Genomic DNA, 17,761 nt, shown 5'->3' on the forward strand with positions numbered 1-17,761 from the left:
TTCCTTTCGCTGATGCACGGTTCTTCCCACCTCGACCATATCGCGATTGAAGCGCGCAATGTCACCCTCTCGCTTGGCAGCCGTGAAGCGCCCACCCCTATTTTGAAGGGCGTCGACCTTTCCATCCTCAAGGGAGAGAGCCTGGCGATCCTGGGACCGTCGGGGTCCGGCAAGTCGTCGCTGATGGCGATCCTGTCGGGTCTGGAGCGCGCGAGCGGCGGTGATGTGCGCGTCGCGGGAATCGATTATGGACCGCTGGACGAAGATGCGCTGGCGCGGGCGAGGCGGGGACGCGTGGGCATCGTGTTGCAGAGCTTCCACCTGCTGCCGACCATGACGGCCGTGGAAAATGTTGCGGTGCCGCTGGAACTGGCCGGTTTCCGGGATGCATTCGCCCGCGCCGCGAATGAGCTGGAGGCGGTCGGACTGGGACACAGGCTGCATCATTACCCCGCGCAACTTTCCGGCGGCGAGCAGCAGCGCGTCGCCATCGCTCGCGCCGTTGCGCCCGAGCCCGGCATCATCTTTGCCGATGAGCCCACGGGCAATCTCGACGGGGCGACCAGCGGGTCGATCGTCGAACTGTTGTTCGCCCGGCGGGAAGCCAATGGCGCGACGCTGGTGATCATCACCCACGATCCTGCCCTTGCCGAGCGGTGCGACCGCATCGTCGAGATGCGCGACGGCCTGATCATTGCGGACCGGCGGCCATGACGGTGCCGGGGGCGGAATGGGGGCCGGGACTGGGCTGGCGGGGTTGCTGGCGGATCGCCCGGCGCGATCTGCATCGCGGCTTTCGGGGTTTGCGGTTGCTTTTCATCTGCCTGTTTCTGGGGGTGGCGACGCTTGCCACGATCGGTGGCCTGACCGCCGCCATCACGGGCGAGATCGCAAGCAAGGGGCAGCTATTGCTGGGCGGCGATGTCGAGGTGGCGATGTCGCAGCGTGAGGCGAGCGCGGCCGAGAAGGCGGCATTCCGTCGGGAAGGGGTATCGAGCGAGACGATCAGGCTTCGTGCCATGGCTCAGCGGGTTGAAACGCAACGGGCAGGGGCCGGCCACGCCCCGTCCGCGGTGCTGACCGAACTCAAGGGAGTAGATGCGGCCTATCCGCTCTACGGCACCTTGATGTTGAAAGCGGGACGCGCAGGGCCGATGCGCGCGGACGAAGTGGTGATCGGACAGGCGCTGGCGGACAGGCTGGACGTGAAACCGGGCGATTCCCTGCGCTATGGCATGGCGACCTTCCGAATCCATGACATCATCGCGGACGAACCCGATCGTGTAGGAGAAGGCTTCACCCTGGGCCCGGTCGCCCTCACGTCGATGGAGGGCATCCGGCGCACGGGCCTTATCCAGCCGGGCAGCCTCTATGAAAGCAAATATCGCATCCGCATGGCAGCGGGCCGGGACGCGGGGGCAGCCGGCGACCGGCTGAAACATGCCTTTCCATCCGCCGGCTTCGAGATCAAGGACCGCGACGGGGCCGCGCCGGGGACCAGCCGTTTCCTGGAACGGATGGGGCAGTTCCTGTCCCTGATCGGTCTTGCTGCGCTCGCCATCGCCGGGATCGGGGTCAGCAACGGGGTCGCATCCTATCTGGCGATCAAGCGCAACGGTATTGCGACGCTCAAGATATTGGGCGCCTCGTCCGCCGACATCGCGCGCATCTATCTGATGCAGATCGGTGCGGTGGCCATACTGGCCATAGGTTGCGGGCTGGCGGCGGGCATCGTGCTGCCTCTGGGCCTGGTGGCGGCGATGCGGGACATATTGCCGGTGCAGCCGGGCTTCGCCATCGCCGCTTGGCCGCTCGTCACCAGCGCGCTCTACGGCTTGCTGATCGCCTTCATCTTCACCATGCCGCCACTGGCGCATGCGCGGACGCTGCCCGCCGCCGCCCTGTTCCGCGAGACGGTGGACAGGCGTCGCGCCATCGACCGCGCCAGCATGATCGCGGTAGGTGCGGCGGGGGGCGCTGCCGTCGCGCTGGCGCTGGGCACCGCGAAGGAGCCGTGGTTCGCCGCGTCGATGCTGGGCGCGGTCGCCGCCGTGCTGGTCTTGTTGACCGGAATAGGACTGCTGGTCCGATATGTGGCGCGCCGTGCGCCCGCGCCCCGGCGGCCTCTTGCCCGGCTGGCGGTGGCCAATCTCCACCGCCCGGGTGCGCAGACATCGGCATTGGTGGTGGCGCTGGGGTTGGGGCTTACCCTGTTCGTGACGCTCGCGGCGATCCAGTCGAGCCTGAGTTCCGAAATTCGCGATAGCGTGCCCCGCACCGCGCCCGACCAGTTCGTGCTCGACATTCCCATCGCCGGAAAGGACCGGTTCCTCTCACTCGTCTCGCAAGAGGCGCCGGGGGCACAGGTCAACATTGTCCCGACCCTGCGGGGCACGATCGTCGCCTATGGCGGACAGCGCGTGGCGGACCTCAAGGAGCTGCCCGAGGGCGCATGGTTCCTGCGCGGCGAGCGGGGTGTCACCTATAGCGAGACGCTGCCCGAGGGATCGGAACTGGTGAAGGGGCAATGGTGGCCGCGAAACTATGCCGGGCCACCGCTGATCTCGCTGGATCGGGAGGCGGCGAAGGTGATGGGCGTCGACATCGGCGACACGCTCACCATCTCAGTATTGGGGCGCGAGATCGAGGCGCGGATCGCATCGTTGCGGCAGGTCAATTGGGAGACGATGGGGTTCAACTATATCATGGTCTTCCCGCCGGCCACGCTGAGCAGCGCGCCGCATAGCCTGTCGGCGACGATCACCATGAAGGGCGCGTCGGAGGGAGCGATGACGCGCACGCTGCTGGCGGCGTTCCCGTCGGTGTCGATCATTGCGGTCGGTGAGGTCGTGGCGCAGGTCACCGAGCTGCTGGGTCAGATGTCGACCGCGATCGTGCTGGCGGGATCGGTGGCGATCCTGGCGGGGATCGCGGTACTGATCGGCGCAATCGCGGCGTCGCGGCAGACGCGTGCCTATGACAGCGTGATCCTCAAGACGCTGGGCGCGACGCGTGGACAGATATTTGGCGCGCAGGCGATCGAATATGCGTTGCTTGCCGGGGTGCTGGCGCTGGTCGCACTGGGTTTGGGGCTGGCGGCGGCGTGGTTCGTGATCGTGGAGATATTCCATTTCGGATGGGCGCCGGATTGGGTGCTGGTGCTCTCGACGCTGGGCATGGGCGCAGTGCTGACATTGGGGATCGGCCTATTGGGATCGATCCCCCTCATGTCGGTTCGGCCGGCGCGTGCTTTGCGAACACTGTAAGCTTGTCGACTGCCCGAAGGGTGGAGCGAAATATGATCCAATTTGGGCCAGCATATCCTTGAAAGATCGCTGACGGGTTCTAAATTCGACGGATCACTCTTCCCCCTTGGAGTGATGCTTCCCTGAACCTTGGCCCCGCCGTGGAGCTTGCTCCGGCGGGGTTCTTATTGTTCGAAGGGCGGATATGAGCGATGTCACTGCGATCCGAAGATCGGTAAGCAGGACAATGAATCAAGGATATAAGGCGGTCACGGCACGCGTCTACCGGCCACGAGCTGATAAACCAGGACGATCAACGCCAAGACGAGCAGCAGATGGATAAGACCGCCGCCGACGGGTATGATGAATGCGCCCAAGGCCCACAGGACCAGAAGAATAAGAAGGATGGTCCACAACATGATCCATCTCCGATTGAGTAACTGTACATTAAATGGTTCGGAATGGATGCGGTTCCATGCCCTGGCCGAACTATGTGCGTCAGCCCGGTCTTTGCAGTCCAAGGATTTCTAATAGCGCAACGGGTTGGCGCCACTGGCGCCCATGGTCGAGCGCAAGTTCGGCAGGTCGGCGCCTCGGGTCTCCTGATATTCTCCCCAGGGCTGCATGTCTGCCGCCATTTCTGGGAACTGGCGGCCTTCGCTACCCCGTTAATCCGGTTGAGTACGGTCTTGGGCTCCTGTTCGGTGCGTCGGTCACCCTATGCCCTGCGTCATATCGAAAAATGGACGCTCGTGATCGTGGTCTTGCTGTCCATTGTTGTCACTGACGCTTGGGATGGCGACGGTGGCCCTGTTGGTCAACGGGCTCCTGGGCTATCATCTGGCACGGAAAGAGCATGGGCGATCGCGCAATTCGAACAACGCGATGCGAAGGAGGAAAAATAGGAGTGGCTGGATGGTCCGGCCCCGGAGGATGCGATGGACAGGTCGATGCGAAAGATATGAAGATTTGACTGTAACATATGTTTGGTATAACCGCTGACACTGAGATTTTCACGTGAGGCCCCGATGTTCAACTATATTCCGCCGATCGACGATTACCGCTTCCTGCTGACGGAGGTTCTGGGCTTTGACCGGGCGATGGCGGACATCGGCAAGGAGGTCGATGCGGACCTCGCTGCCGCCGTGCTGGAGGAAGCCGGCCGGATGTGCGCGGAACGGCTGCACCCGCTCAACCGTCATGGCGATGAGGAGGGCAGCCGCCTCGTCGGCGACAAGGTGGAAACGCCCGCTGGTTTCGCCGAGGCGTGGCGTGATTTTGCCGCGGCAGGTTGGGCTTCGCTGTCGGCGGCGCCGGAGCATGGTGGACAAGGACTGCCCTTCATCCTCCAGCTTTGGCTGGACGAGATGATGGCCGCCGCCAACCTGTCCTTCGGCCTCTTCCCGGGCCTGACGCGCGGTGCGTGCGAGGCGATTGCGGCGCATGCGGATCAGGCTCTGAAAGCCACCTATCTGCCGCCCATGGTCAGCGGTGAATGGACGGGTGCCATGGCGCTGACCGAAAGCGGTGCGGGCACGGACCTCGCCCTGCTCAAGACCAAGGCCGTGCCCCAGCAGGACGGCAGTTATCAGGTTACCGGCCAGAAGATCTTCATTTCGTCGGGCGATCATGATTTCGGCGGCAATATCGTCCATCTGGTGCTGGCCCGGCTGCCCGACGCGCCTGCGGGCGTGAAGGGAATCAGCCTGTTTCTGGTGCCCAAATTCCTGCCCGATGCCGATGGCGGCTTCACGGTCCGCAACGCCCTGTCGGTCGGCGCGCTGGAAAAGAAGATGGGCATCCATGCGCAGCCGACCTGCGTCATGAACTATGATGGCGCGACCGGATGGCTGGTAGGCGAGGCGAACAGGGGGCTTGCCGCCATGTTCACCATGATGAACGCGGAACGCCTGATGGTCGGCATTCAGGGGCTCGGCATTGCCGGGGCGGCTTATCAGCAGGCCAGCGGCTATGCCAAGGAACGGCTCCAGGGACGCAGCGCCGACGGCGCGCGCAATCCGGTGGCGATCATCGAGCATGCCGATGTGCGGCGCATGCTGCTCAATATCCGGGCTTTTGTGGAGGCGGGAAGGGCGCTGGCCGGATGGACCGCGTTGCAGCTCGACCGGGCGCACCACCACCCCGACGCCAGCGAGCGGGCCAGGGCCGATGCGCTGGTCGCCCTGTTGACCCCCGTGGTGAAGGCGGGCTTCACGGATTTCGGTTTCGAAAGCGCCGTGCAGGCGCAGCAGGTGTTCGGCGGCCATGGCTACATCCGTGAATGGGGCATGGAACAATATGTCCGCGATGCCCGCATCGCCCAGATCTATGAGGGCACCAACGGCGTGCAGGCGATGGATCTGGTCGGGCGGAAACTGCCGCTTGCGGATGGCGCGGTGGTCGAGGGCTTCTTCGACCTGATCGCGGCTGATCTGGCAGCCGCTGAAGGTCTGGCGATCGCGGAACGGACGAGGGAGGCGCTGGCCTTGCTCCGCGCCACGACGGCTTCGCTGCGCGGTGCGGGCATTGACGCGGCCGGGGCGGCTGCGGTCGATTATCTGCGTTTCTTCGCCCTGGTGGCCATGGGGTGGATGTGGACACGCATGGCCGTGGCGGCCCAGGAGACCGACAGCCCGCTGCACGAGGCCAAACGCGCCGTGGCGGACTATTTCGCTGCGCGGATGCTGCCGCAGTCGCAGGGGCTCGCGGCGAGCATCGCGTCGGGCGAAGGCAGCATCATGGCGCTGGCCGCCGACGCTTTCTGAAAAAGACGGGACAGGATAGGGATAGAAGATGACGGACGTTTTCCTGGTGTCGGCGGCGCGGACCGCCATTGGCAGCTTCGGCGGGTCGCTGAAGGATCAGAAGCCCGGTGAACTCGCCGCCCATGTGGCGAAGGCCGCGATCGGGCGGGCGGGCATCGATGCGGCGCAGATCGGCAATGTGGTGCTGGGCAATGTCATCCATTGCGAGCCGCGCGATGCCTATGCCGCGCGCATCGCCGCGATCGGCGCGGGCGTACCGCAGGAAAGCCCGGCGCATGCGGTGAACCGGCTTTGCGGGTCGGGCTTGCAGGCGATCATCACGGCCGCGCAGTCGATCATGCTGGCGGATTGCGAGATCGCCCTGGGTGCGGGCGCGGAGATCATGAGCCGGGCGCCCTATTTCCTGCCCGCCGCGCGCTGGGGCCAGAAGATGGGCGATGCGCAGGTGCAGGATGGGTTGACCGGCGCTCTGACTGACCCGTTCCAGGCGATCCATATGGGCGTGACGGCGGAAAATGTCGCGGCGCGTTATGGCATTTCGCGTGAGGATCAAGATGCGCTCGCCTATGAAAGCCAGAAGCGGGCGGCGCACGCCATCGCGCAGGGCTATTTCAAGGACCAGATCGTGCCGGTCGAGGTGATGGTGCGGCGCAAGCCGGTGCCGTTCGACACCGACGAATTCGTCCGCGCCGATGCCACGGCAGAGGATTTCGGCAAGCTCAAGCCGGTCTTCCAGAAGGACGGCACCGTGACGGCGGGCAATGCTTCGGGCATCAATGACGGCGCGGCGGCGGTGGTGTTGGCGAGCGGCGCGGCGGTGCAGGCGCAGGGATTGAAGCCGCTGGCGCGGCTGGTTTCCTACGGTCATGCCGGCGTCGACCCCGCCTATATGGGCATCGGCCCGGTGCCTGCCACGCGCAAGGCGCTGGAACGGGCGGGGCTCAGCGTCGCCGACCTCGACGTGATCGAATCCAACGAGGCGTTCGCGGCCCAGGCCTGCGCCGTCGCGCGGGAGCTGGACTTCGACCCTGCCAAGGTCAATCCCAATGGCAGCGGCATTTCGCTCGGCCATCCGGTCGGCGCCACGGGTGCGATCATCACGACCAAGCTGGTCCATGAATTGCATCGCGTGAGCGGTCGTTACGGGCTGACGACGATGTGCATCGGCGGTGGCCAGGGCATCGCCGCGATCTGGGAACGGGTGTAACGATCAGCCCGCTTGCTGGCTGGGCCGGTTCATCGCCGGCCCCAGCTCATGTTGCAGGCAGTCGACCACCTGCTGCACTTTCGGCAGCAGGTGGCGGCGCTGTGGATAGACGGCCCATATGGGCTCATCCTCGGGCTGCACATCTTCCAGCAGCAACTCCACCATGCCGTGCTTCAGATGCGGTAATATATAGAAATCGGGGAGTTGGCAGATGCCGAGGCCTGCGATGCATGCTTCCATCACGGCATGGCCGCTGTTGCAACGGAAACGGCCTCTGGGACGGTGAAGCACTTCCTGCCCGTCGATCTGGAAATGCCAGGTGGCGCTGGTCCCGGCGATGCATTCATGCCCCTCCAGCGCATCCACCGTCCCGGGGCGCCCCGCCTGGGCAAGATAGCTGGGCGCGGCGCAGGTGTAGAGCGTGCGGGAGGCGACCCGCACGCCGATCAGGCGCGTGTCCGTGACGACGCCGGTCCGCACCGCGAGGTCGTAACCCTCCGCCACCAGGTCGATCACGCGGTTGGAGAGCTCGATCGACACGTTGAGCTTGGGATGCCGCATGGCAAAGCGCCGGATGATCGGCGCCACGAACCGCTCGCCCATTGCGGTGGAGCAGGTGACCCGCAATTCCCCCTGCGGTTCGCTTTGTTCGGAGATCAGCGCAATGGCTTCGTCCCGTTCCTGCGCGATCCTGGCACAGCGTTCGAAGAATACGCGGCCCGTGTCGGTCAGGCGGACGGTGCGGGTCGTGCGATGGAATAATTGGGCCTGCACCCGCTGTTCCAGTGCCATCACCGCCCGGCTGATATGGGTTGGCGAAACACCCAGCGCCCTGGCCCCCCGCGTGAAGGATTCCGCCGTTGCCACGGCAATGAATTCGTCAATGCCGTCCCACGCGGTCATATTTGTCCCATCTTCGTGATAATAAGCCGTCAAATGGTCCGATTATCACATCGGAGACGGATTGTCATAAGGGTGATGGGGGCCGGTCGAGCCAATTCCCGGCCAGTATGCACGCCCGGCCGCAGCCTCTTGTGCTGTTCCGTGGAACCGTGCGAGTGCATGCCTCATGCCCCGGCGGAAAGACATATGGAGATGCGGCATCGCCGCCCAGCCGATCCCTGCAATCGTGGCGGCGGGTGGTATCGGCGGGCCGGTGACTTGGTTGGAGGAAGAGCCGGATTTCCAGTTCCTGGCCGACCCCTTCGGCTGGCGTGACGGGGAAGGGCGGCTGCATCTCTTCGCCGAACATTATGACTATCGCATCCGGCATGGGACGATCGAACGGCTGCTGTTCGACGATGCCCTGGCCTTGATCGACCGCCGCCCTTGCCTGATCGAGCCGTGGCATCTTTCCTATCCGCAGGTCTTTGCCGGGGAGGGGGCGATGTGGATGCTGCCCGAAGCGCATCGGTCGGGCGGGCTGACGCTCTATCGCGATCATGGCGGGCTGGTCGACTGGCGGGCCGAATGCCGGATCGCGCTCGACTGCGTGCCGGTCGATGCCAGCGTGATGCGGCATGAAGGGCGCTGGTGGCTGTTCTATTCGCCCGCCACCAGCAAGTTGACGAAGATGGCGCATCTGCATGTGGCCTGGGCCGATCGGCTGTGCGGGCCGTGGACCGCACATCCTGGCAATCCGGTGCGGATCGACCGTCGATCGGCCCGGCCCGGTGGGACGCCCACACCAATTGGCGGGCGCATCATGCTGCCGGTGCAGGATTGCGCGGCGACCTATGGCGGTTCGATCCGGCCGCTATGGATCGACCGGCTCGACGAAGGACGGTTCGTGGCGGAGGCGGGCGAGGCTTTGGCCATGCCGGAGGAGGCGGGGAGCTATCGGGAGGGGATGCACACGCTGACCGCCTGTGGCGATGTCACGCTGTTCGACGTCAAGCGGATCGACCGGTCGCTGCGCGGGTTGATGCTGGACGTCCGGCGCGGGCTTGGCGGATATAGTTGAGGATTGCCGTCCCGTTGGCAACGAAGCGATCCTGCGAAAAGCGGTCGAGCATGTCGCGACGGGCCGCCCCGCCCATGATCTGAAGCCGGGCCGGATCGGCAAGCATGGCGTCCAGCGCGCTCGCCAAGGCCTCGGGATCGCCGGGGGGCACGATAAGGCCGGTTTCACCCTGCCGGATCGAAAAGGGCAGTTCCCCCACGGCGGAGGCGACGACCGGCAGGCCTGCGGTCAGCGCCTCATGGGCGGCGATGCAAAATCCCTCCGAACGCGACGGCTGGACATAGAGGTGCAGGCCCGCAAGAAAGGCGTGGGGATCATCGGTATAGCCGGTGAAACGGACCTCGACGCCCGCCTGCCGTGCGAGGCTTTCGAGGCGGTCCCGCTCCGCGCCGTCGCCTGCGATCGAGAGGGTGAAGGCGCGGCTGTCCATTCGGGCCAGTGCGGCGATCAGCACGTCATAGCCCTTGACCGGATGGAGGCGACCCAGCGTGCCGATTCGGACCGGTTCGCCCGGCTGCCAGGGGCGAGACTGCGGCATGACAGGATCGGCGGCGAAGATCGGCCAGCAGGCCAGCCGATCCTGTGGAACGGCCAGGCGCTGGGCCGTCAGCGCCGCGACCGACTGCGAATCTCCGACCCAGAGCATCGCCCGGGATTCGAGCAGGCGCATCAGCCGCCGGTTCCAGGGTTTCAGGAAAGCGGCATGTTGCCAGCTCACCACCGGCAGGCCCAACATCGGACCAAGGATCAGCCCCAGGATCGTCGCCCGGCTGAGCGAGGTCCAGATATGGGTCGCGCCCCAGTCCAGAAGCTGCCGCCGCAACCACAGCGCAGCGGCAAGATGATCGGTCAGGCCGCCCTCGCGCACCGCGGGATCGAGCCCCGCCTCCACCATGGCGGGCAGGCCGCGTCGGTCGCGCGGGGTGAGGGCGAAGACGCGCACCTGCGCACCCGCATCGCGCAGGACACGGGTGATGGCGGGCACCGGCTGGGCCGCGCCGCCGCCCTCCACCGAATTGATGACGTAAGCGATCCTCAATGGGCAAGGCTCCTGCGCCACACGAGGCTGGCGAGCAATATACTCGCCAGCAATGCCTGTCCCACCGCCTGCGCGCCCGCGCCCATCAAACCCCAATGATGCAGCATCAAGGGCAGCACCGGCAGGAAGATCAGGCTGGCGAAGAGATTGGCGCTCATCGACAGGGCGGGAAAGCCCATGGCGGAGAGGGCGGATGAGCAGGGCGGACCGATCACCGCGATCATCCGCGCCGCGACCAGCACGACCATGACGCTGCCCGCCGCCTTGAACGCAGGACCGGCCAGCAGCGTGACGATCGGCGTGGGAAAGAGCGCCGCGATGATCACCACCGGCGCGGCCGCCGCCAGCGCGATGCCGATCACGCGGGTGAGTGTCCGGCGCAGCGGCGCGCCGCCCTGTCCGGCGGCGACCATGCGGGCGAGTTCGGCATAGGCGGTATTGCCCAATATCTGTGCGGGCTGGGCGATGATGACGGTGGCGCGCTGGGCGACGGCGAACAGGCCCGCCATGGCTGGCCCCATCACCCAGCCGACGATCAACGGTGCGATCCGTCCTGCCAGTTCGCTCAGGGTGACGTCGGCATTGCTGGCGACCAGGAAGCGCCAGATGCCCGGATTGTCCCTTACCGCGCTGCCGTTTGCGGGGTGGCGTAAAACCATGCCCAACCGGTTATGGGCGCAGATGAGGCCCATCCCCCACAAAACCGCGAATTCTGCAAGCGCGGCCGCGAGCCAGGCGATCAGAAAGCCCTTCAGCCCCCAGCCCAGCAGCCAGGCCAATGTGGCGCCGGTGAGGCGCACAAGCGGCTGCACCATATTGTGCAGGCCGATCAGGTCGAAGCGGTCGATCAGTTGCAGATAGCCCGCCGGGGCCGACCGCACCGATCCCAGCACTGCGAAGCTGTAGGGAATGGCGAAGGCGATGGTTTCCGGCGGCCAGCCCAGATGCGGACCGACCAGCGGCGCCAGTGCCATGGCCGCGATGATCGCCGCTGCTCCGCCCGCCAACTCGACCGCTGTGCCGAAACGCAGCAGGCGGGCGAGGCGGTGCGGCGCATCCTCCGCGCTGGCTTCCGCGCCATAGCGGACGATCGCCTGCCAGGCGGGAAATTCGACGATTCCGACCACCGCCGTCACATAGCCATGGACCAGAACCAATATGCCATAGTCGCGCGGCCCCAATGCCCGCGCGGCGATGATCAGGTACACAAGGCTGATCAGCCCGGCGCCGGCCTTTCCGCCCAGCACCAGTCCCAGTCCCTTGAAAATCCGCCCCGTGATTCCGGCCCGTTCCGTCATGCGTTAGGGAAAGACCAGTCTTTCCGGCGCAAGGCAATGCCCATGCTGTTGCGGGCGGCCAGACGGCGGCCCAGAAAGCGGTAGAAATACCAGTTCATCGCGGCGCGGGGCGTGTAGCGGTAGAGCAGCCGCTCGCCCCGCGTCCAGCTCACCGCGGTGCGCGAAGCGCGCCGGTCCGACGGAAAGCAGACATGGCTGGGATGATAGACGGCCCGGCCATGGGCCATCACGCGATGGACGATCTCATGATCCTCCAGCACATAGGGCCAGCGCTTGACGTCGAAGCCCCCGGCCGCCCGCAGCGCATCGGCGCGGAAGGCCTGGGCATAGCCACCCGCATGGCATTTGCCGGCGAAACGGCGGCTCTTGCGCAGGATGAAGGCGATGCGCTCGCGGGACTGGCTGTTGGTTTCGGGGGCGTAGAGGTCGATCGCCATCACCGCCGCCGCGTCGTCATGATTCTCAAACAGCTCGATGATGCGCCGCACATAATCGGGGGGATAGCGGGTGTCGGCATCGCAGATCGCGACCAGCGGCGTGGTCACATGATCGAGGCCATGCGCCATGGCGTGGATCTTGCCGGGCGTGGGGCAGGGCAGGATCGTGGCGCGTTCCTCCAAGGGGAAGGCATGGGTCCTGGCCTCGTCCGCCCCCGCATCGGTCGAGCCATTGTCGATCAGCAGCAGCCGAAAGCGCGGATCGCTCTGGGCGGCCAGGCTGTCGATGGTGGTGCCGATCCACCCCTTTTCGTTGAAGAAGGGAAGGATGATCGTCAGCAGCGCAGTCATGCCGCTTGCACCGCCGACCCGCTACCCGGCTGCCCGGAACGGCGTTCGGCCAGGCGCGCGATGACTTCGGCGGCGCGTTCGGAGGAGGGGCGGCCGTCCAGGTCGAAACTGTCGGCGAACATCTTCTCCTGCATAGCGTGGTAATGGTTCGCATGCAGATCCTCGGCGCGGTCCAGGGCATCGCCCAGTTTCGCCGGATCGCGAATGACCTCGCCCGCGTGCCAATGCGCGAAATTGGGGTCGCCCCGCCAGTTGGTGCCATGGCTGTCGAGGAAGATGCAGGGGCGTGGGTGCAGCAGGAATTCATAGACCTGGCTGCTGGCATCGCCCAGATAGATGTCCGCCGCCATGGTATAGCTCATGTCGGTGGAAGCCCGGCTGCCCAGGTCGAAATGGATATTGTCCCCGTGCAGATAGCGGTTGTCGATCGCTCCTGCGCGACTGATCGTCAGCTTGTCGATGGTCAGGACGAAGGGCCGTTCGAACAGCATGACATGGGGCGCGAAGATCAACTCGCGCTCGTCATGCTGAACGAAATGGTCCAGCACCGCCCGCCCGTCCTTGTACCAGGAGGACAGATGCGGCGACACATGGGGGTTGTAGAGGACCACTGGCCGTTCGCGGCTGAAATGATGGGTGCGGCCGGCCTGGCGGACCATGTCGAACTTGGGATAGCCCACGATGCTGATCGTCTCGGGATCGACCCCGGCCTCGACGATCAGGCGGCGGCGGATCTTCTCGCCCGAACAGAGAACATGATCGAAGCGTGCGCTTGCCCGGTCGAAACCGATGGCCCGGTCCCCGGCGCCGTGCCGGGTGTGGACCATGAACAGATTGTCGAGGCCATAGTGCGTCTTGAGCAGAAGTGATGTCTTTTCCGCCACCACCAATATGTCGAGGCTGCGGAAGAAATCCAGATTGTCGCGATAGAGCATCAGCTTGCCCGCCGGCACGAGCTTGCCCAGCACGCCCGCTATGCGCGCGGATCGGGGCGTCAGCGTCAGGCGGACATGGGTGATGCCCGCGTTCAGCCATTCCCCGGCCAGCCGTTCGACCTCGGCCGCCAGCCGGTCGTTGGTCGTCGCCACGATGATTTCGCCCGCAAAGCCGCCCTTGGCGAGCGCGATGGCGATGGGCAGGCTGTGGGCGACCTGGTGAATCTGGTCGTGGTTGAACAGGAATCCGATGCGCATGGCGCGGGGACGTCACGCCCCTGCATCCACCTCAGTCCTGTTTCGGCGGGGTTCGAAATTTTTCCAATATTGTGTCCGGCCTGGCCTCAACGCTCCTTGACCGTCTCCATGGCGACAAAGGTCGATGTGCTGGCGACATGGGGCAGGCTCGAAATCTTCTCCCCCAACACGATGCGATAGCGGCGGATGTCCGCTGTCCGCACCTTCAGCAGATAGTCGAAGCTGCTGGCGATCATATGGCATTCCTCCACCTCGGGAATGCGGCGGACGCCTGCATTGAATTCCTCCAGCGCCTTTTCCCGCGTGTCCGACAATTTCACTTCGGCAAAGGCGACATGGTCGAGCCCCAACTTGGCGGCATCGGTAATGGCACGAAAGCCCAGGATCACGCCGGTGTCGATCAGCCTTTTCAGCCTCACCTGGCAGGGCGTCTTCGAAAGCCCGACCTGTCGCGCGAGATCGGTGATGGTGATCCGACCGTCCTGCGCCAAGGCCGCGAGAATCTTGCGGTCAAAGCCATCCAATTCGACTGATTTATCGTACATAGCTATATTATATGACCTGAATATGGAGAAATTGAAGTATATTTTTTCGATATATGGACAGTCTTTGGCCGGATCGACAGGATGAAGTGCGATATCATATGGCCATGACCAGCCAGCTCCCATTTGCCGCCTTCGCCCCGCCCATCCGTCAGCAGTCGCCGCTGCGACGGGCCATCACCTCCGCCTATCGCCGGGATGAGGCCCAATGCATTGCCCCGCTGATCGAGGCCGCCACTTTGGACGAGCCGACCCGGCGAAAAGCGCGGGAGACGGCACGTCAGTTGGTGACGACGCTGCGCGCCAATCATCGCGGCAGCGGGGTGGAGGGGCTGGTGCAGGAATATTCGCTCTCCAGTCAGGAAGGCGTGGCGCTGATGTGCCTGGCCGAAGCGCTGCTGCGCATCCCCGACGCGGCGACCCGCGACGCGCTGATCCGCGACAAGATCGCCGATGGCGATTGGAGCTCCCATCTGGGCGGCGGCAAGTCGCTGTTCGTGAATGCGGCCACCTGGGGCCTGGTCGTCACCGGCAAGCTGGTCGCCAGCGTCGACGATCGGGGCCTGGGCGCGGCGCTCGCCCGCCTGGTCGCGCGGGCGGGGGAGCCGGTCATCCGCCGGGGCGTCGATCTGGCGATGCGGATGATGGGCGAGCAGTTCGTGACCGGGGAGACCATTGCCGAAGCCCTGAAACGCGCCCGCGATCTGGAGGCGAAGGGTTTCCGCTACAGCTACGACATGCTGGGCGAAGCCGCGACGACGGCCGCCGACGCGGCACGCTATCATGAGGATTATGAGCGGGCCATCCACGCCATCGGCCGGGCATCGGCCGGGCGCGGAATCTATGAAGGACCGGGCATCTCCATCAAGCTGTCGGCGCTGCATCCCCGCTATGCCCGTGCGCAGGCGGACCGGGTGATGGGCGAATTGCTGCCGCTGGTGAAGCGACTGGCGCTGCTGGCCAAGGGTTACGACATCGGCCTCAACATCGACGCGGAGGAGGCCGATCGCCTCGAACTTTCCCTTGACCTGCTGGAAAGCCTGGCTCTCGATCCGGACCTTGCGGGCTGGGACGGCCTGGGCTTCGTGGTGCAGGGCTATGGCAAGCGTTGTCCCTTCGTCATCGACTGGATCGTCGATCTCGCCCGCCGCGCCGGACGGCGGATCATGGTCCGGCTGGTCAAGGGCGCCTATTGGGATGCCGAGATCAAACGCGCCCAGGTGGACGGCCTCGCCGATTTCCCGGTCTATACGCGCAAGGTCCACACCGACGTCGCCTATGTGGCCTGCGCCCGCAGGCTGCTGGCCGCGCCCGACGCCGTGTTCCCGCAGTTCGCGACCCATAATGCGCAGACGCTGGCGACCATATACCATCTCGCCGGGCCGGATTTCGTGGTCGGCCAATATGAGTTCCAGTGCCTGCACGGTATGGGCGAGCCGCTATATGAGCAGGTGGTGGGCGCGGCGAAGCTCAATCGTCCCTGCCGCATCTATGCCCCGGTCGGCACGCATGAGACGCTGCTGGCCTATCTGGTCCGGCGACTGCTCGAAAACGGCGCCAACTCATCCTTCGTCAACCGCATCGCCGATCCGCAGGTGGCGGTCGAGGAGATGATCGCCGATCCGGTCGAGATCGTCCGCGCCATGCCCCGCCCCGGCGCGCATCACGACCAGATCGCTCTGCCCGCCAACCTCTATCCCGACCGCCGCAATTCGGATGGCATGGACCTGAGCGACGAAGCGGCGCTGGCGGACCTCACCGCCGCGCTTTTGCATAGCGCCACGATCGAGTGGACCGCCGCGGCGGAAGATGGCGAGGGCACGCCGCGTCCGGTGTGCAATCCCGCCGATCATCGCGACCGGGTCGGCACCGTGACCGAAACGTCGCCGGGGCACGCCGCCGCCGCCGTGCATCGCGCCAGCGGATCGGGTTGGAGCAAAGTGCCGGTCGTCGATCGGGCGGCGGCATTGGATCGCGCTGCCGATGCGATGCAGGCGCGCATGCCGGTCCTGCTCGGCCTGATCGTGCGGGAGGCAGGCAAGTCCCTGCCCAACGCCATTTCCGAAGTGCGCGAGGCGATCGATTTCCTGCGCTATTACGCCGGGCAGGCGCGCGCGACCTTCGGCCCGGCGCAGACGGCCATCGGGCCGGTCGTCTGCATCAGCCCGTGGAACTTCCCGCTTGCCATCTTCACGGGGCAGGTCGCCGCCGCGCTGGTCGCGGGCAATCCCGTGCTGGCCAAGCCCGCCGAGGAAACCCCGCTGATCGCGGCCGAAGCGGTGCGTCTGCTCCATGAGGCGGGCGTTCCCGCCGATGCGCTGCACCTGGTGCCCGGCGATGGCGCCATAGGAGCCGCGCTGGTCGCCGCGCCTGAAGTCGCGGGCGTCATGTTCACCGGATCGACCGAGGTGGCGCGGCTGATCCAGCGCCAGCTCGCGACGCGGCTATCGCAGGGGTGCAAGCCGATTCCGCTGATCGCCGAAACCGGCGGACAGAATGCGATGATCGTCGATTCCTCCGCATTGGCGGAGCAGGTGGTGGCGGACGTCATCGCCTCCGCCTTCGATAGCGCGGGGCAGCGCTGCTCGGCGCTGCGCATCCTCTGCTTGCAGGAGGATGTGGCCGACCGCACGCTGGCGATGCTGAAGGGCGCGCTCAAGGAACTCCGCATCGGCCGCACGGACCGGCTGGCGGTCGACATCGGTCCGGTCATCACCGCTGAGGCGCAGGCGGGGATCGAGGCGCATATCGACGCCATGCGCGACCTTGGTCGATCGGTCGAGCAACTGGATCTGCCGCCGGAGACGCAGCACGGCACCTTCGTCCCGCCGACGATCATCGAGATCGACGATATCGCCGATCTGAAGCGGGAGGTTTTCGGCCCTGTCCTGCACGTCATCCGCTTCCGCCGGGAAGGGCTGGATCAGCTCATCGAGTCGATCAACGCCACCGGCTATGGCCTGACCTTCGGCCTCCACACCCGGCTGGACGAGACGATCGCCCATGTCACCGGACGGGTGAAGGTCGGCAATATCTATGTGAACCGCAATGTCATCGGTGCGATCGTCGGGGTTCAGCCCTTTGGCGGCTGCGGCCTGTCGGGCACCGGGCCGAAGGCGGGCGGGCCACTTTATCTGGGGCGGTTGGTGGCCGTGCCGCCGGTCTTCACGGCCCGCGCCGGGCATCCGGATTCGCCGCTGCACGACTTCATCGCCTGGCTCGAGGCGCGCGGCGACAGCAAAGGGGCGGCCATCGCCCGCCGCCATGGCGCGGAATCGGCTCTGGGCGTCACGCTGGAATTGCCCGGCCCTGTCGGGGAGCGCAATCTCTATGCCCTCCATCCGCGCGGCCTGATCCAGATGAAGCCGGAAACCGCCGCCGGGTTGGTCGAGCAGATGGCCGTGGTGCTGGCGACCGGCAATCGCGGGATCGTCGAGGGCATGGCACTGCCGGCCGCTTTGCCCGACAGCGTGGCGGCGGCCTTCCCGGCCAGGGCGGATCGGCCCTTTGCCGCGATGCTGGTCGAAGGCGGCACGGATCGCGTGTCGGCGGCTGTGGCCGCCGCTGCGGAGATGCCCGGCCCGATCGTTCCTGTCCATGCCGCCGATTCCGGCCGGGCTATCGCCTATCATGCCAACTGGTTGCTGGAGGAGGTGTCGACCTCCATCAACACCACCGCTGCCGGCGGCAATGCCAGCTTGATGATGATCGGTTGATTTTA

The 17,761-nt window shown here is 65.7% G+C and carries 13 protein-coding genes; 6 read left to right on the top strand and 7 right to left on the bottom strand.

Features of this window, described 5'->3' with window-relative positions; genetic code table 11:
* Positions 1-12 precede the first annotated feature (12 nt).
* Positions 13-714 (top strand): ABC transporter ATP-binding protein, encoded by a 702-nt coding sequence (locus tag CAF53_RS17150; RefSeq protein WP_242443499.1) that lies wholly within the window; start codon positions 13-15, stop codon positions 712-714.
* A complete protein-coding gene (locus CAF53_RS17155; protein ID WP_100238979.1) occupies positions 711-3,266 on the top strand; it encodes an FtsX-like permease family protein in 2,556 nt (851 codons plus the stop codon). Before CAF53_RS17150 ends, CAF53_RS17155 begins: the two co-directional genes overlap by 4 nt.
* Before the next feature lie 248 nt (positions 3,267-3,514).
* Here CAF53_RS17155 and CAF53_RS27145 read toward each other — a convergent pair whose 3' ends face one another.
* A complete protein-coding gene (locus CAF53_RS27145) occupies positions 3,515-3,664 on the bottom strand; it encodes a lmo0937 family membrane protein (RefSeq protein ID WP_157035763.1) in 150 nt (49 codons plus the stop codon).
* Between the two features lie 609 nt (positions 3,665-4,273).
* Between CAF53_RS27145 and CAF53_RS17160 the strand changes: the two genes are divergently transcribed.
* Positions 4,274-6,010 carry an acyl-CoA dehydrogenase C-terminal domain-containing protein gene (locus CAF53_RS17160; protein WP_046763780.1) on the top strand — a complete coding sequence of 579 codons (1,737 nt, stop codon included), beginning with the start codon at positions 4,274-4,276 and terminating at the stop codon, positions 6,008-6,010.
* A gap of 28 nt (positions 6,011-6,038) precedes the next feature.
* A complete protein-coding gene (locus tag CAF53_RS17165) occupies positions 6,039-7,217 on the top strand; it encodes an acetyl-CoA C-acyltransferase family protein (protein WP_100238980.1) in 1,179 nt (392 codons plus the stop codon).
* Between the two features lie 3 nt (positions 7,218-7,220).
* Here CAF53_RS17165 and CAF53_RS17170 read toward each other — a convergent pair whose 3' ends face one another.
* Positions 7,221-8,120, bottom strand: a complete 900-nt coding sequence (locus CAF53_RS17170) for a LysR family transcriptional regulator (RefSeq protein WP_046763782.1) — start codon at positions 8,118-8,120, stop codon at positions 7,221-7,223.
* A 166-nt stretch (positions 8,121-8,286) separates the two neighbouring features.
* Between CAF53_RS17170 and CAF53_RS17175 the strand changes: the two genes are divergently transcribed.
* Complete coding sequence (locus CAF53_RS17175; RefSeq protein WP_197707469.1) at positions 8,287-9,180, top strand: formyl transferase; 894 nt, start codon at positions 8,287-8,289, stop codon at positions 9,178-9,180.
* Here CAF53_RS17175 and CAF53_RS17180 read toward each other — a convergent pair.
* The 5 genes from CAF53_RS17180 to CAF53_RS17200 all read right to left on the bottom strand — a co-directional run bounded on the left by CAF53_RS17180 (position 9,110) and on the right by CAF53_RS17200 (position 14,043).
* On the bottom strand, positions 9,110-10,219 hold the full coding sequence (locus tag CAF53_RS17180; RefSeq protein WP_100238981.1) for a glycosyltransferase family 4 protein: 1,110 nt from the start codon (positions 10,217-10,219) through the stop codon (positions 9,110-9,112). The genes CAF53_RS17175 and CAF53_RS17180 overlap by 71 nt on opposite strands.
* Positions 10,216-11,517, bottom strand: coding sequence for a lipopolysaccharide biosynthesis protein (locus CAF53_RS17185; protein WP_100238982.1), 1,302 nt, complete (start codon positions 11,515-11,517; stop codon positions 10,216-10,218). Before CAF53_RS17185 ends, CAF53_RS17180 begins: the two co-directional genes overlap by 4 nt.
* On the bottom strand, positions 11,514-12,305 hold the full coding sequence (locus CAF53_RS17190; RefSeq protein ID WP_100238983.1) for a glycosyltransferase family 2 protein: 792 nt from the start codon (positions 12,303-12,305) through the stop codon (positions 11,514-11,516). Before CAF53_RS17190 ends, CAF53_RS17185 begins: the two co-directional genes overlap by 4 nt.
* On the bottom strand, positions 12,302-13,498 hold the full coding sequence (locus tag CAF53_RS17195; protein ID WP_100238984.1) for a hypothetical protein: 1,197 nt from the start codon (positions 13,496-13,498) through the stop codon (positions 12,302-12,304). The genes CAF53_RS17190 and CAF53_RS17195 overlap by 4 nt, the downstream gene beginning before the upstream one ends.
* Positions 13,499-13,584: 86 nt before the next feature.
* Positions 13,585-14,043, bottom strand: coding sequence for an Lrp/AsnC family transcriptional regulator (locus CAF53_RS17200; RefSeq protein ID WP_100238985.1), 459 nt, complete (start codon positions 14,041-14,043; stop codon positions 13,585-13,587).
* A gap of 104 nt (positions 14,044-14,147) precedes the next feature.
* Here CAF53_RS17200 and putA point away from each other — a divergent pair, with 104 nt between their 5' ends.
* Positions 14,148-17,756 carry a trifunctional transcriptional regulator/proline dehydrogenase/L-glutamate gamma-semialdehyde dehydrogenase gene (gene putA / locus CAF53_RS17205; protein ID WP_100239528.1) on the top strand — a complete coding sequence of 1,203 codons (3,609 nt, stop codon included), beginning with the start codon at positions 14,148-14,150 and terminating at the stop codon, positions 17,754-17,756.
* Positions 17,757-17,761: the final 5 nt, after the last annotated feature.

It is taken from the genome of Sphingobium sp. LB126, from assembly GCF_002795205.1.
Lineage (GTDB): Bacteria > Pseudomonadota > Alphaproteobacteria > Sphingomonadales > Sphingomonadaceae > Sphingobium > Sphingobium chungbukense.

What these genes read in the sequence shown, in the direction of transcription:
- putA (WP_100239528.1), top strand. Translation starts at nt 14,148, where the DNA reads ATGACCAGCCAGCTCCCATTTGCCGCCTTCGCCCCGCCCATCCGTCAG.
- CAF53_RS17175 (WP_197707469.1), top strand. Translation starts at nt 8,287, where the DNA reads ATGCCCCGGCGGAAAGACATATGGAGATGCGGCATCGCCGCCCAGCCG.
- CAF53_RS17150 (WP_242443499.1), top strand. Translation starts at nt 13, where the DNA reads ATGCACGGTTCTTCCCACCTCGACCATATCGCGATTGAAGCGCGCAAT.
- CAF53_RS17200 (WP_100238985.1), bottom strand. Translation starts at nt 14,043, where the DNA reads ATGTACGATAAATCAGTCGAATTGGATGGCTTTGACCGCAAGATTCTC.
- CAF53_RS17160 (WP_046763780.1), top strand. Translation starts at nt 4,274, where the DNA reads ATGTTCAACTATATTCCGCCGATCGACGATTACCGCTTCCTGCTGACG.
- CAF53_RS17170 (WP_046763782.1), bottom strand. Translation starts at nt 8,120, where the DNA reads ATGACCGCGTGGGACGGCATTGACGAATTCATTGCCGTGGCAACGGCG.
- CAF53_RS17155 (WP_100238979.1), top strand. Translation starts at nt 711, where the DNA reads ATGACGGTGCCGGGGGCGGAATGGGGGCCGGGACTGGGCTGGCGGGGT.
- CAF53_RS17185 (WP_100238982.1), bottom strand. Translation starts at nt 11,517, where the DNA reads ATGACGGAACGGGCCGGAATCACGGGGCGGATTTTCAAGGGACTGGGA.
- CAF53_RS27145 (WP_157035763.1), bottom strand. Translation starts at nt 3,664, where the DNA reads ATGTTGTGGACCATCCTTCTTATTCTTCTGGTCCTGTGGGCCTTGGGC.
- CAF53_RS17190 (WP_100238983.1), bottom strand. Translation starts at nt 12,305, where the DNA reads ATGACTGCGCTGCTGACGATCATCCTTCCCTTCTTCAACGAAAAGGGG.
- CAF53_RS17165 (WP_100238980.1), top strand. Translation starts at nt 6,039, where the DNA reads ATGACGGACGTTTTCCTGGTGTCGGCGGCGCGGACCGCCATTGGCAGC.
- CAF53_RS17195 (WP_100238984.1), bottom strand. Translation starts at nt 13,498, where the DNA reads ATGCGCATCGGATTCCTGTTCAACCACGACCAGATTCACCAGGTCGCC.